Source organism: Haloterrigena sp. KLK7 (assembly GCF_037914945.1).
Classification (GTDB): domain Archaea; phylum Halobacteriota; class Halobacteria; order Halobacteriales; family Natrialbaceae; genus Haloterrigena; species Haloterrigena salinisoli.
The window spans coordinates 1,160,563-1,174,424 of record NZ_CP149787.1; the positions used below are offsets into that span (position 1 = coordinate 1,160,563).

Genomic DNA, 13,862 nt, shown 5'->3' on the forward strand with positions numbered 1-13,862 from the left:
ATCGTGACTGGCGTCACGGGTATCCGAAACGATCCGGTTCAGGAGCGATAGCCGGTCAGTACGGGTACTCTCGAGGTTCGCGTTGGATCGAAATCCACTTCATCGACGTCAAGGTTTCCAAGATCCACTCGTCGTTGTACCGACCCATTCCCGACGCGCCGACGCCGCCGAACGCGACGTGCGGTTCGTCGTTCAACGGCTGGTCGTTGATGTGGACCATGCCCGTCTCCATCGCGTCGGCCACGTCGCGCGCCCGAGCGACGTCTGTCGAGTGAACCGATCCCGACAGGCCGTACTCGGTGTCGTTAACCAGCCGGATCGCTTCCTCGTCGGTCTCGAAGGGGATGACCGGCGCGACCGGCCCGAAGTGCTCGTTGCAGGCGACCGGCATATCGTTGGTGACGTCCGACAACACCGTGGGCTCGACGAACAGACCGTCGTGGCCGCCACCGGCCTCGACCGTCGCACCCCGCTCTAGGGACTCCTCGATGAAGCCGACGATCTTGTCGCGCTGGCTCTCGTTGATGACCGGTCCGACGAGGGTTCCCTCCTCGAGCGGATCACCGATTGGGAGTTGTTCGGCGCGGTCGGCCAGCCCCGCCACGTACTCCTCGTACAGCGATTCGTGGACGAGGTGACGATTGATCGAGATGCACTCCTGTCCCTGATGGGTGAACGACCCGAACGCGCCGGCATCGATCGCCCGCTCCAGATCGGCGTCCGAAAGGACGACGTGAGCGTTGTTCCCGCCCAGTTCGAGCGCGGGTTCCGTGTACGATCCGACGGCACGCTGGCCGACGCCTCGTCCGACTTCCGAGGAACCGGTAAACGACATCACCGATGGGACCGGATGTCCCGAGAAGTGATCGCCGATCTCGTGGCCGTAGCCGGGGACGACGTTCAGGACGCCCTCAGGGAGACCGGCCTCTTCGAAGGCCCTTGCCAGCACGAGTCCGCCCGTCAGCGGAGTGTGCTCGTCCGGCTTTACCACCACGCTATTGCCCAGTGCGATCGCGGGCGCGACGACCCGGCTGGTGAGGTACAGCGGGAAGTTCCACGGCGTGATAACGCCGACGACGCCGGCCGGTTCGCGCACGAGCAGGTTCTCCTTTCCGGGCGTGACCGAGTCCTTACGCCGGCCGCCGTCGCGCATCGCCAGTCCGGCACCGACGTCCATCGTGCCCTGTGCGAGCTGGATCTCGAAATCGGCTTTCAACTGGACGCCGCCACATTCGACCGCGAACAGCGTCGAGAGGTCGTCGGCGTACTCGCCCAGCAGTTCGCAGGCCTCGGACACGACCGCGGCCCGCTCTTGGGGCGGACGCTCCGCCCACTCCGCTTGCGCCGCATCCGCGATCGCGTACGCCTCGTCGACGTCGTCTTCGGTACCCGAGGGAACCGTCGTCAGGGTCGTGCGTGTCGCGGGGTTTTCGACGTCGATCAGGTCTCGATCGCCGGCGGGGACCCACTCTCCGTCGAGATACAGGGCGTTCCACCCGTTTTCCGGCGCGATTCCGAGTTCGTCTACGTCACTCCCCCTAGCGGCTGAGTTGCTCGTATCCGTCATACGAATACTCCCTCTCGATGGAATCTTCTTATTAATTCTGTTATGACATTCTCTACTTCCGATCACTTTCCGATACTCTCAGATGTCGATAGGAAATCGACGCGGTACGGTCTCGCCGCTAGATCCGTAGTCTCTCTACCGTTCCGTGAGCGCGCTCGAGCGATTATTTCGTCGTTGCGCCCGCGAGTTCGGTACTACGAGGCTACTTGCCCGTCAGTTTCGCGGGGCACGGATCGCATTTGCTACCACTGCGAGTCCGCGACCGATTCCGGTTGCAGGGAGAACCGTCCGGTCAACGGGGAGTTCGCTGGAGAGAAATCGATAGCGCGTCGAAAAAGTTAGATGAGCTGTACGTCGTCGATCCCGAAATGACGGTCCGCGAGCGTCCGCGCGGTGTCGATCGTTCGGCCGTTCGAACCGATGGCGACGCCGCGGTCCTCTTCGGCGACCTCGACGTAGGCGACGGTGTCCTCGTTTTCGCTGATCGTCACGTTGTACACCGCCGCCGGCGAGAGCGCGTTGGCGACGAACGCCTCCGGATCGTCGGCGTCTTCGACGAGTCTGACGGGCTTGCCGACGCGTTCCTCGTACCGCTTGACGGTTCGACCGCCGGGACCGATCGCCTCGCTCATCTGTCCGCTCGAGACGACGACGGTCAGTCGCTCGTCGGCGTCGGCCGCCGGCGCGTCGGTGACCAGACAGTCCTGGCCGCTGACGTCGGTGACGTCCTCGAAGGCGGCCAGGTACTGACGGGCGTCGTCGTCGAGGGTGACGCCCATCGATTAGTCGGCCTGGCTGCTTCCGGAACTCGTCGATCCCATCCGGAGGTCGACGTCGCCGGTGCCGAGCTTGATCGGTTTCCCGACGATGACGTTCTCCGTGACGCCGTCGAGCTCGTCGACTTCGCCGTGGATCGCGGCGTTGAGCAGGTGGTTGACCGTGACCTCGAAGGCCGCGCGGGCGAGCACGGACTCCTTCGAGCCCGAGATGCCGTGGCGACCGATCGACTCGATCTCGCCCCGGTTGGTCATGATGTCGGCGACGAGCATCAGGTGGCGGACGTTGACGTCGTCCAGCCCCTGCTCGGCCAGCGTGTTGTTCGTCTCCTCGATGATCGCTTCGCGGGCGGCCTCGATGCCGAGGTTGCGGTGGATCTCGTGGATGTTGTTACACGTCGTCCGCGAGGCGTCGACGCCCTCGATCTCCAAGACGTCGCCGAAGGCCGACCCCTCGGTGTAGAGGACGAACTGCTCGCCCTCCTCGAGTTCCTCGCGGCGGATGACGACCCGGGAGATCTCCTCGATCCCCTTGAACGTGATGTCGCGGAGTTCCTCGACCAGCTGGAGCAGGTCCCGGTAGGACGGTTCCTCGGGACCGAACTGGATCTCGGTCCCCTGCTGGACCGTGCTCACGCCGAGGTTGTCCTCGATGATCTCGGCGACTTCCTCGGGCGTGATCATTCGCTCGCGGAGCGTGTCCTCGTTGAGCGAGATCTGGACGCGCATGTCCGCGACGTTCGTCGAGACGTCGCCCAGCGCGAGGATCTTGGTGGCCTCGATGTTCCAGACGACCTCGTGGGCCTTCTCGCGCTCGGTCGCGTACTCGTCCTCGAGGTAGACGGTCATCATCGGCGTGTCCGGGGTCTTCCGGGCGTCGACCAGCTCGATCAGCCGCGGCAGCCCCTGGGTCACGTCGATCTCGGCGACCCCCGCGTAGTGGAACGTGTTCATCGTCAGCTGGGTCCCGGGTTCGCCGATCGACTGGGCCGAGACGGTCCCGACGGGGTCGAGCGGATCGACGCGGGTGTCGAGGTAGCGGTCCTCGACGGCCTTCGCGAGTTCGTCGGCGTCCTCGACGGTGGCGTCGCCGCGACCCTCGAGGGTCTCGTAGACCTCGTCCTTGAGCCGGCGCGGGAGGTCGGTGTCCTCGACGACCGCGATCGTGTCGTCGTCGACGTCGTACTCGACGTTAGTCATCGGAGGTCACCTCCGAGCCCTCGAGCAGGCGATTGTCCGCGTGCTCGGAGAGGTTCGTCGGCTCCGTTCTGAGGCCGAGGAACTCGTCTCGCTCTTCCTCGGAGGCGAACTCCGAGTCGAGGACGCGGTCGGCGATCGCTTCGACGTCGATCTCGTTGTCGTTGTCGGAGGAGACCTTGACCGGCGAGGTGCCGTCCTCGCCGAACTCGAACTGGACGATCGTGTCCGAAGTGTCGCGGACGGTGCCGTCGTACTGGGTCTCGAGCTCCGACAGCGCGTTGATCAGCCGGCGCTGCAGGTAGCCGGACTTGGAGGTACGGACTGCGGTGTCGACCAGGCCCTCGCGGCCACCCATCGCGTGGAAGAAGAACTCCCGCGGGGTCAGGCCGCTGGTGTAGGAGTTCTCGACGAAGCCGTGGGCCTCCGCGGAGAGGTCGTTCGGTTCGTAGTGGCTGAGGGTCCGATCCTCGTAGCCGCGGTTGATCCGTTCGCCCCGAACCGCCTGCTGGCCGACGGCGCCGGCCATCTGAGTCAGGTTCAGCATCGATCCGCGCGCACCGGAGTCGGCCATGACGACCGCGGGGTTGTCGTTGTCGAAGTGCTCGTCGGCGATGTTCCCCGCGTTGTCACGCGCACGCGAGAGCGTCTGCATGATCTTCATCTCGAGGGTCTCGTCGATCGTCCGACCCGGCAGGCTCTCGAGTTCGTTGTTCTCGTAGGCTTCGATGAGCTCTTCGACGCGGTCGTTGGCGTCCTCGATGGTCTCGTCGATGCGTTCCCGGGCCTCCTCGGGGATGGTCTCGTCGTCGATCCCGATCGAGAACCCGAAGTGCATGATCGCGCGCATCGCCAGCGTCGAGACCTCGTTGACGAAGATCCGGGCGCGGGTGTTGCCGTAGACCTTCGTGATGGTGTCGACGATCTCGCCGCCGAACTCGCCGACCTCGTCCTCGGCGATGGTGCCCTCGATGAGCTGGCCGTCCTCGATGACGACCGGCTCGCCGATCGTACCCGTAAACTCGAGGTTCAGATCGTCGGGCAGCAGTTCGGAGAAGACGTCGTGGCCGGTCCAGAACGGCTCGCCCTCGTCGTCGATGCCGCTCGGCTCCGGCAGTTCGTCGATTCGGGTCGCGCGCAGGAGGTCGAGGGCCTGCGTCTCGTTGAACCGCGGGTTGTCGTGGGTGAGCAGGTACGTCCCACTGATGTGGTCCTGAATTGCGCCGATGATGTTCTCCCCGAAGCGCGGGCTCAGGATCTGTTCCTGGACGCGCATGAGCACGCGGGCCTCGGCCCGGGCCTCCTCGTTCTGGAGGGCGTGCATGTTCATCTCGTCGCCGTCGAAGTCGGCGTTGTACGGCGGACAGACGACGGTGTTCAGCCGGAAGGTCTTGTACGGCATGACCACGACCTCGTGGGCCATGATCGACATCCGGTGGAGCGACGGCTGGCGGTTGAAGATGACGATGTCGCCGTCGATGAGGTGGCGGTTGACCTCCCAGCCGGCCTCGACCTTCTCGGCGAGCTGTTCGCAGTTCTTCTCGGTGACCTTCAGTCGGCGGCCGTCCGGTCGCCGGACGTAGTTCGCGCCGGGGTGACCCTCGGGGCCGTTCGAGACGAACCGACGGGCCTCATCGAGGTTCCGCTCGGTGACGTTCATCGTCTGGGTCATCTCCTTGGCGACCCGGTCCGGAACCCCGACCTCGTTGAGCGAGAGGGTCGGGTCCGGGGAGATGACGGTCCGAGCCGAGAAGTTCACGCGCTTCCCGGAGAGCGAACCGCGGAAGCGCCCCTCCTTGCCCTTCAGGCGCTGGGAGAGGGTCTTGAGCGGCCGGCCGGAGCGGTGGCGAGCCGGCGGCGTACCCGAGATCTCGTTGTCCATGAAGGTGGTGACGTGGTACTGGAGCAGCTCCCAGAGGTCCTCGATGATCAGCTGGGGCGCTCCCGCCTCGCGGTTCTCCATGAACCGCTGGTTGATCCGGATGATGTCGACCAGCTTGTGGGTCAGGTCGTCCTCGGAGCGCTGGCCGTTGTCGAGCGTGATCGACGGCCGTGCGGTGACCGGCGGAACGGGCAGCACCGTCAGGATCATCCACTCCGGTCGGGACTTCTCGGGATCGATCCCGAGTACCTTGATGTCCTCGTCCGGGATGTTCTCGAACCAGTCCCGGATGTCCGAGGGCATCAGCTTGTTCGTGTCCTCCTCGGTGAGATCGATGTCCAGGGCCTTCTCGATGGCCTTGCGCTGGCTCTCGCGGGGACGGAACGACCCCGAGAGGATCTCGTTGATCCGGGTGAGGTCGATGTCGGTCTGCTCGGCGAGTTCGTCGGGCGACATCCGCTCGGCGTCCTCGCCCTCGCCCTGCATCGCGGCCGCGATCTCCTGGGAGTACTCGCTGGTCAGGACCTGCTGGACCTCGTAGTAGGTGGTCGGCTTCTCGTGGTCGATGTCGTACTGGATCTCGCCGCAGAACGGACAGCGATCCTTCTTGCGGGCCTGCCGGATCGCGGCCTTGGTGACGTCGTTCAGGTCGCGACCGAGCTTGCGCGACTCCGTGATATCCGCGCGGAACTCGTCGCGCTCGTCCTCGGTGAGCAGGAGTTTCGAACACTCCCGACAGGTCCCCCGCAGGAGCCGTCGGATGAGCTTCGTGAAGCCGACGTGGATGACCGGCGCGGCCAGTTCGATGTGTCCGAAGTGTCCGTTACACGAACCCGAGTGCTTGCCGCAGGTCTTGCACTCGAGGCCGGGGTCGATCACGCCGAGTCGCGGATCCATCAACCCCATGTCGATGGGGAAGCCGTCGTCGTCGTAGGTGTCGGCGGTGATGATCTTCGTCGCGCTCATCTCCCGGTACTCTTCGGGCTGCATGAGCCCGAACGAGAGTTGTCCGATGTCTTTGGGTGTACTGTTTTGCATTGTTTAGACGGCGTCTTCCAGTTCCAGTCGCGGTGCGATACCCAGCGCCTTCATCTCGTCGAGCAGGAGCTTGAACGCGTAGCTCATCTCGATCTCGTGGATATCGGTTTCCTCGTCGCAGTTCGGACAGTAGACGCGCCGTTGTTCGACGTTTTCGACCGCGCTCATCCCGCAGTTCGCACAGACGTGGATGAACTCGCGGTCGGACTCGTCCAGCAGTCGTTCCTTCAGCGTCATCGCGGCCCCGTGGCCGATGAACACGTCGCGTTCCATCTCCCCGATACGGAGTCCGCCCTCGCGGGCGCGTCCCTCCGTCGGCTGGCGGGTCAGCACCTGCACCGGCCCGCGAGAGCGGGCGTGCAGTTTGTTCGAGACCATGTGGTAGAGCTTCTGGTAGAAGATCACGCCGACGAAGATCTCGGCCTCGATCTTTTCGCCGGTGACCCCGGAGTACATGGTCTCCTTCCCCGCGGAGTCGAAGCCGGCCTCCTCGAGGCCCTCGCGGAGTTCGTCCTCGTCCTCGCCGAGGAACGGCGTCCCGTCGACGCGTCGACCCTCCATCGAGCCGAGTTTGCCGCCGATCATCTCGAGGATGTGTCCGACGGTCATCCGCGATGGAAGCGCGTGCGGGTTGAGCACGAGGTCGGGGACGACGCCCTCCTCGGTGAAGGGCATGTCCTCCTGTGGTGCGAGGTGGCCGACGACGCCCTTCTGGCCGTGCCGGCTGGCGAACTTGTCCCCGAGTTCGGGGATCCGTTCGTCGCGCACGGAGACCTTCGAGAGCTTCGAGCCGTCCTCGCCCTCCATGAGAGTGACGGTGTCGACGACGCCCGATTCACCGGATCGCATGGTGACGGACGTCTCGCGGCGCTTCTGGGGCGAGAGCCCGCCCATGTCGTCGGGCTCCTCTAAGAACCGCGGCGGGGAGGTCTTCCCCAGCAGGACGGAGTTTTCGTCGACCTCCGTCTCCGGGTTCACGAGTCCGTCCTCGTCCAAGTGGTTGTACGCGTCCTCGCCGCGAGCTCCGCGGACGTCCTGGGAGGGGATCTCGAAGCGGTCTTCCTGGCCGCCGGGGTAGCGACGTTCCTCGCCCTCGTAGGTCCGGAAGAAGTGCGACCGGGCGAGCGCGCGCTCGACGGACGCTTTGTTCATGACCAGCGCGTCCTCGATGTTGAACCCCTCGTAGCTCATCACGGCGACGACGAAGTTCTGCGCCGCGGGGCGCTCGTCGTAGCCGATCTGTTCGGTCGTCTGGGTTTTCACCATCGAGAGCTGCGGGTAGTGCAGCAGGTGCTGGCGCGTGTCCGGCCGGATTCGGTAGTTCGCGCTCGGCAGTCCCAGCGACTGCTTGATCATCCCCGCACCCATCGTAATACGCGGCGAGGCGTTGTGCTCGGGGTAGGGGATCATCCCCGCACCGATCGAGAAGATCAGCGACGGGTCGATCTCGAGGTGGGTGTGCTTCTCGGTGAGGTGTTCCTCGTCGACGGCCACGAGGATGTCCTCTTCCTCCTCGGCGTCGATGAACTCGACGTAGCCGTGCTCGACGAGGTCCTCGAACTCGAGATCACCGTCCTGCAACGCCTCGATCTCCTGCTGGGAGACTCGCGGTTCGCCGTTTTCGACGACCAGCAGCGGTCGTCGCGCGCGGCCGGCGTCGGCGTTGACGATCACTTCGCGGGTGCGCTCTTTCACCGAGACGTTGACCATCTCGCTGACGTCGCCGATGCGTCGCGCTTCGCGGATCTGTTCGGCTAGCTCGTGCGGGTCCGGGTGTGTCCCCACCAGCGACCCGTTGACGTATACCTTCGCGTCTCGTTGTTGGCTGCTCATGATTGATCAGTCGTCTGCGGTCGATCGTTCGATGCCCTCGAGGCCGGGAATCCCCTCGACGCCCATCGATGCCAGTTCGCGTTTGAGTTCCTGTTCGTCCTCGACGTTCTGGGAGAGCTCCATCGACTGCGCGAAGTTCTTCACCAGTCCACAGTTCGGGCCCTCCGGCGTCTCGGAGGGACCGATGCGACCCCATTGGGTCGCGTGCAGGTCCCGCGCCTCGAAGTGCGGTTGCGAGCGCGACAGCGGCGAGCGAAGGCGCCGCAGGTGGCTCAGAACGCCCATGAAGTCGGTCCGGTCGACCAGCTGCGAGACGCCGGAGCGGCCGCCGACCCAGTTGCCCGTCGCGATCGGGTGCTCGAGTCGCTCGGTCAGGACGTCCGAGCGGACGACCGTCGAGACCGAGAGGTTCCGGTTGCGCATGTTGGCGCGCTCGAGCTGGTACTTGACGTCCCGGGCCAGCTTGTTCAGCGCGGTCCGGAAGAGGTCCTTCATCAGGTCGCCGCTGACCTTCAGGCGCTTGTTCGCGTAGTGGTCCTTGTCGTCCGAGTCGCGCCGACCCAGTGCGAGCTCGAAGCAGGCCTCGGCCATCCGGCAGAGGTAGTGGGCCTTGTTGATCCGAACGTCCTCCTCCTCGACGCCGTCCTCGTGGAGGTGCGGCAGGAGGTAGCGGTCGATGACGTAGTTCGCGCGCTTGAGCTGGTAGTTCTTGCCCTGACCGGAAGCGACGCGCTTCCCGAGCTCCTCGATGGCCTCCTCCTCGCTCTGGACCTCGGCGGCCTCGAGGTTCTCGAGCATGTACTTGACGACCTCGGGATCGTTCGAGACCTTGTGGACGATCTCCTCGTCGCTCTCGAGGCCCAGCGCGCGGACGAGCGTGACGAAGTTGATCGAGCCCGATACCGACGGGAACGAGACCTCGAGCAGGCCCTCGCGGTTTCGCTCACAGAGAACGAGTGCGCGGTAGCCGCGGCGCTGAGAGAAGGTCTTGGCGACCTGGATCTCGTCGCCGTACTTGGTGTCGTATTCGGCGAGGATCTTGTTGGGTGCGAGGTCCTCGCTGGTCATCAGCACCCGCTCGGAGCCGTTGACGATGAAGTACCCGCCTGGGTCTGCAGGGTCCTCGCCGATCTCGACGAGTTCCTCGTCCGAGAAGCCGGCGATGTTACACTTGTCGGAGCCGACCATGATCGGCATCCGGCCGATCTTCGTCTCCGTGGAGTCGACGACCCGCTGGTCGCCCTCCTCGCCCTTGACGATGGACATCTCCATGAACACCGGCGCGGAGTAGGTGATGTTCCGTAGTCGGGCTTCCTGCGGGTAGAGCAGTTCCTCCGAGCCGTCCGCCTCCCTGACGCGGGGCGTCACGACGCGGACGTCGCCGAGCTTGACGTGAACGGGCTCCTCCCCTTCCTTGTCACCGATGTCCGTGTCGATCGTCTCCTTCTCGTCGACGACCTCCTGCATCCCTCGGTTGAGGAAGGCGTTGAACGATCGGTAGTGGTGTTCGGCGATCCGTTCCTTCGCGAAGTATTCGCGCGAGATCTCTCGCCGTTTCTCGCGATCGAGTTCCATTGACATTTATTCCACCACGAGTCGGTATACGACTGCCTGATCGGTTGTGCGTGAGTTCCGAACGATCTTGATAACGTCGCCGATCTCCGCCTCGTCCGGGAGGGCGGGATCGCTGCGCTTGATTTTCGGCAGGTCTGTGCGGTCGATGGCATACTCGTCGAGGACCTCGTCGAGCGTGTCCTCGTCGAGTACGGTGTGCTCCGGAACGAGTTCGTGTTGGCTTACGTCTACCATGTGTTGGGGTTAGTGTGCGTGTCGGCTATCGGGAGAGAAGCGGCTGTCACGAGATACTACAGCAGAATACCGCCGGGACGCATTTAACGGTTACTAACTCGACCGGGAAGCGCCGCTATCCGACCGGGGCGGCCCTGACCGGAGGCACCGATCACATGCGATACTACCTCGGTATCAGTTAAATTCCTTGTGGAGCATGTGAAGAGGTTACACAGGACGGCTCGAGAGCGGCGCTGTGGCTCGAGTCGCCCTACCACACGGTAATCGATTGAAAAGCCTTAATACTATCACCGGGAAACGATGAGTTGCGTTGGAAGCCCGGATGGTGTAGTGGCCCATCATACAACCCTGTCACGGTTGTGACGCGGGTTCAAATCCCGCTCCGGGCGCTTTCTCGAAATTCAAACCCATGAGCAACCAGCTTGCTGTGTTGCGAACAATCGAATTTCGGGAAACGCCGAATGGGATTTGAAAACAAAGAGTCGCACGCCCGGACCGGTCGAACGGAGTGAGACCGCAGCCCGGAACGTCTCTGCCGGGTTCAAATCCCGCTCCGGGCGTCTTCTTCCGCGAACCATTCTATATCATGAACGGTTCGTGTACTCAGTATTCGAGTCTCTTGGAGGCAGTGTTGCTGACACTGATTCGCCGAGGGACAATCGACGAGCGATCGCTGGCATCAGCAAATACGTAAGTTTCAATTCAACGCCAGAGTTCTCCGGAGTCAGCTCGCCTAGTCGTTCCATACGGAGATCGACTCTAAAAATGATAAGGTAGCTGAATAATATCCAGAACACAACCCTTAATACCGTCACCGGGAAACGATGAGTTGCGTTGGAAGCCCGGATGGTGTAGTGGCCCATCATACAACCCTGTCACGGTTGTGACGCGGGTTCAAATCCCGCTCCGGGCGTCTTCTTCCGCGAATCATTCTGATCAGTATCGTGTAACATATCATATTGTTCAACCGAGGATTGTTATTCGATACGCTATCCAATCGCGGTATGCGTAACTCGAAGGAAGTCGGCGACGAGACTGAGTCGAGAGCGCTTTCGACACTGATCGAGCACGGATACAGCGTCTCGATTCCGTTCGGGGATAACGACAAGTACGATCTCGTCGTTGACGATGGGGAGGAACTCTACCGGCTTCAGTGCAAAACGGCGTGGTCCAATAAGGACCAGACGATACGCTTCAATACGCATTCCCAGACGACGAAAGACGGAACGTACCACGAACAGACGTATCAGGGCGATATCGATGCGTTTCTGGTCTATTATCCGGAAAGCGATCAGTTCTATTGGATCGACGCGGCCGACGCGACCGAACAGAAGATGGAGCTTCGATTCACGGCCGAAATCGATCATCCCTCGATAAACTGGGCCGAAGCGTACGAGTTCGACGGGACGATTCCCTGAACGCTCGAGTCCGGAGAACACTACCGGTGACGACGACTAGAGTCGATCACTCGAGAACGCTAATTACTTAGTACCCACTCGGTCATCCATCAGTGGACCGCAACGATTTGCGACACTGGTAACCAATGACGAAACCGATTACCGTTCTCATCGTCGACAACGAACCGGGGTTCGCCGATCTCGCCGGCGAGATGCTCGAGCGCGAACGCGACGCGATCGTCGCCGAGTCGGCGACGAACGCGGCGGCGGCGCTGGAGATCCTCGAACAGCGAGAGATCGACTGCATCGTCAGCGATTACGAGATGCCCCAGATGACGGGGCTGGAGCTCTTGGAACGGGTTCGCGAGGACGATCCGGATCTGCCGTTCATTCTGTTTACCGGTCGCGGCTCGGAAGAGATCGCCAGCGAGGCGATCGCCGCCGGCGTGACTCAGTATCTCCAGAAGGAGTCCGGCGAGGAGCAGTACGCGCTGCTGGCCAACCAGATCACGAACGCGGTCTCCCAGTACCGGACCGAGACGGAACTGCGAGAGAGCGAGCGGCGGTACGAACGGACGCTGACGACGTTACACGAGACGACTCGAGATCTGATGCGGGCGAGTACGAAACGGGAGATCTACCGGTCAGCGGTCGATACCGCGAGCGAGATCCTCGACGTCCCGATCGTCGCGGCGTACACGTTCGAACCGACCGACGGGATCCTGAAGCACGCGGCGTCGACGCGGGAGTCGCGGAAACTCGCCGATCCGGAGGTACAGTTCGAGCAGGGAGAAGGACACGTCTGGGAGGTGTTTTCGGAGGGCGAGAGCGACTACTACGAGGACGTGGCGCGGGACACCGAGGACAAGACGCTGAGTCGAAGCGAACTGATCGTCCCGCTTGGGACCCACGGCGTGTTGGTCGCGGGGACCGAAGACGTCGACGGCTTCGACGAGACGATGACCGAACTGTTGCACATCCTGGCGGCCAACACCGAGGCGGCGCTCGATCGGGCCGAACGCGAGCAACTCCTCCGAGAACACGATCGGACGCTTACCCAGCAAAACGAGGAGTTAACGCGGCTCAATCACACCAACGAGATCGTCCGCGAGATCAACCACGGGGTCGCCCAGGCCTCGACGCGGACCGAAATCGAGACGACGGTGTGCGAGCGGTTGGCCGACACCGAGCGCTACTGCTTCGCCTGGATCGCCTCGAGCGACGACGAGCCGCCCGAACCGACGGCCTGGGCCGGCATCGACGCGGCCTTTATCGACCGGGTCCGGGACGACGGAGAGTGTGCGCCGGAGCTCGCGCTGGTCACGGAGACGCTCGAGACCGGACGTGTACAGATCGTCCGAAACGTGCTCGAGACCGACGGCTGGGATCGCCGCCGAAAGGAGGCGTTGACCTACGGGTATCAGACGATACTGGCGGTGCCGTTGACCGATACGGAACGCCAGTACGGCGTCCTGCTCGTCCACGTGACGGGTGTCGACTCGGTCGGTGACAGCGAGCTGGAGGTGCTCGGCGAACTCGGCGAGACGATCGGCCACGCGATCCGATCGGTCGAGCGGACGCGAGCCATGCTGACGGACAGTCGACTCGAGCTCGAACTCGCCGTTCACGACTCGCGACTGCTGTTGAATCGATTCGCCGAGCACGTCGACGGGCAGGTGACTATCGAGGGGGTTATCGAGCGAGACGACGACGTCGTCATGTTCGTCAGCGCGCCGAAGACGGCCGATCTCACGCCGCTCGAACAGTGGGCGTCGCTCGAGACGGTCTCGATCGTTTCGGAGGGCGACGACGAGATCCTCTTCGAGGTGACGGTCACCTCGTCACCGATCCTGGAGATCCTGCGGACCTTCGACGTCCAGTTGCGGACCGCGACCGCGCAGAACGGATCGACGACGCTCGTCCTCGAGGTTCCCCAGCGAGTCGAAACCCGTTCGCTGGTCGAAGCGATCAGGGACGGGTATCCCGAGACGGAACTCGAGGCGCGGCGCGAGACGACCAGCGCGCGGTCGGCCCGGCAACTCGACACGCACCTCGAGGAACGACTCACGGACAAGCAGTTCGAGGCGCTACAGGCGGCCCATTACAGCGGCTTCTTCGAGTGGCCCCGCGAGAGCACCGGCGAGGACCTCGCCGACGCGCTCGACGTCACGCCGCCAACGTACCATTACCACTTGCGAGCGGCCGAGCGAAAGCTCGTCACGCTGGCGTTCGACGGACACTCTAGTTGATTAGTACTCGATTCTCGAGGCCACTAATAGATTAGAAGCTATACTTACCACCTCCCGGTACATACGGATAAATGGCGATCTGCGATAGTCTATCGCCACCCCCAATCCCCCCAC

The 13,862-nt window shown here is 63.3% G+C and carries 9 protein-coding genes and 2 tRNA genes; 4 read left to right on the top strand and 7 right to left on the bottom strand.

Annotation, left to right across the window (positions count from 1 at the left end):
* Positions 1-55: 55 nt before the first annotated feature.
* From WD430_RS05765 to WD430_RS05795, 7 genes are all read right to left on the bottom strand, one after another.
* Positions 56-1,567, bottom strand: coding sequence for an aldehyde dehydrogenase family protein (locus WD430_RS05765; RefSeq protein ID WP_339105065.1), 1,512 nt, complete (start codon positions 1,565-1,567; stop codon positions 56-58).
* A 338-nt stretch (positions 1,568-1,905) separates the two neighbouring features.
* Positions 1,906-2,346, bottom strand: coding sequence for a NusA-like transcription termination signal-binding factor (locus WD430_RS05770; protein WP_339105066.1), 441 nt, complete (start codon positions 2,344-2,346; stop codon positions 1,906-1,908).
* A 3-nt stretch (positions 2,347-2,349) separates the two neighbouring features.
* Positions 2,350-3,543: a DNA-directed RNA polymerase subunit A'' gene (gene rpoA2 / locus WD430_RS05775; protein ID WP_339105067.1), complete on the bottom strand. Its 1,194-nt coding sequence runs from the start codon at positions 3,541-3,543 to the stop codon at positions 2,350-2,352.
* A complete protein-coding gene (locus WD430_RS05780; protein ID WP_339105068.1) occupies positions 3,536-6,460 on the bottom strand; it encodes a DNA-directed RNA polymerase subunit A' in 2,925 nt (974 codons plus the stop codon). Before WD430_RS05780 ends, rpoA2 begins: the two co-directional genes overlap by 8 nt.
* Before the next feature lie 3 nt (positions 6,461-6,463).
* Positions 6,464-8,293, bottom strand: a complete 1,830-nt coding sequence (gene rpoB / locus WD430_RS05785) for a DNA-directed RNA polymerase subunit B (protein WP_339105069.1) — start codon at positions 8,291-8,293, stop codon at positions 6,464-6,466.
* A gap of 6 nt (positions 8,294-8,299) precedes the next feature.
* Positions 8,300-9,874 carry a DNA-directed RNA polymerase subunit B'' gene (locus WD430_RS05790; RefSeq protein WP_339105070.1) on the bottom strand — a complete coding sequence of 525 codons (1,575 nt, stop codon included), beginning with the start codon at positions 9,872-9,874 and terminating at the stop codon, positions 8,300-8,302.
* Positions 9,875-10,102, bottom strand: a complete 228-nt coding sequence (locus WD430_RS05795; RefSeq protein ID WP_339105071.1) for a DNA-directed RNA polymerase subunit H — start codon at positions 10,100-10,102, stop codon at positions 9,875-9,877.
* A gap of 316 nt (positions 10,103-10,418) precedes the next feature.
* On the opposite strand from WD430_RS05795, the gene WD430_RS05800 reads away from it, so the two are divergent.
* The 4 genes from WD430_RS05800 (at position 10,419) to WD430_RS05815 (ending at position 13,748) form a co-directional block, all read left to right on the top strand.
* Positions 10,419-10,491, top strand: a tRNA-Asp gene (locus tag WD430_RS05800).
* Between the two features lie 451 nt (positions 10,492-10,942).
* Positions 10,943-11,015, top strand: a tRNA-Asp gene (locus tag WD430_RS05805).
* Positions 11,016-11,106: 91 nt separating this feature from the next.
* Positions 11,107-11,520, top strand: coding sequence for a group I intron-associated PD-(D/E)XK endonuclease (locus tag WD430_RS05810; protein ID WP_339105072.1), 414 nt, complete (start codon positions 11,107-11,109; stop codon positions 11,518-11,520).
* 125 nt (positions 11,521-11,645) lie between these two features.
* Complete coding sequence (locus tag WD430_RS05815) at positions 11,646-13,748, top strand: bacterio-opsin activator domain-containing protein (RefSeq protein ID WP_339105073.1); 2,103 nt, start codon at positions 11,646-11,648, stop codon at positions 13,746-13,748.
* Positions 13,749-13,862 lie beyond the last annotated feature (114 nt).

What these genes read in the sequence shown, in the direction of transcription:
- WD430_RS05765 (WP_339105065.1), bottom strand. Translation starts at nt 1,567, where the DNA reads ATGACGGATACGAGCAACTCAGCCGCTAGGGGGAGTGACGTAGACGAA.
- WD430_RS05770 (WP_339105066.1), bottom strand. Translation starts at nt 2,346, where the DNA reads ATGGGCGTCACCCTCGACGACGACGCCCGTCAGTACCTGGCCGCCTTC.
- rpoA2 (WP_339105067.1), bottom strand. Translation starts at nt 3,543, where the DNA reads ATGACTAACGTCGAGTACGACGTCGACGACGACACGATCGCGGTCGTC.
- WD430_RS05780 (WP_339105068.1), bottom strand. Translation starts at nt 6,460, where the DNA reads ATGCAAAACAGTACACCCAAAGACATCGGACAACTCTCGTTCGGGCTC.
- rpoB (WP_339105069.1), bottom strand. Translation starts at nt 8,293, where the DNA reads ATGAGCAGCCAACAACGAGACGCGAAGGTATACGTCAACGGGTCGCTG.
- WD430_RS05790 (WP_339105070.1), bottom strand. Translation starts at nt 9,874, where the DNA reads ATGTCAATGGAACTCGATCGCGAGAAACGGCGAGAGATCTCGCGCGAA.
- WD430_RS05795 (WP_339105071.1), bottom strand. Translation starts at nt 10,102, where the DNA reads ATGGTAGACGTAAGCCAACACGAACTCGTTCCGGAGCACACCGTACTC.
- WD430_RS05810 (WP_339105072.1), top strand. Translation starts at nt 11,107, where the DNA reads ATGCGTAACTCGAAGGAAGTCGGCGACGAGACTGAGTCGAGAGCGCTT.
- WD430_RS05815 (WP_339105073.1), top strand. Translation starts at nt 11,646, where the DNA reads ATGACGAAACCGATTACCGTTCTCATCGTCGACAACGAACCGGGGTTC.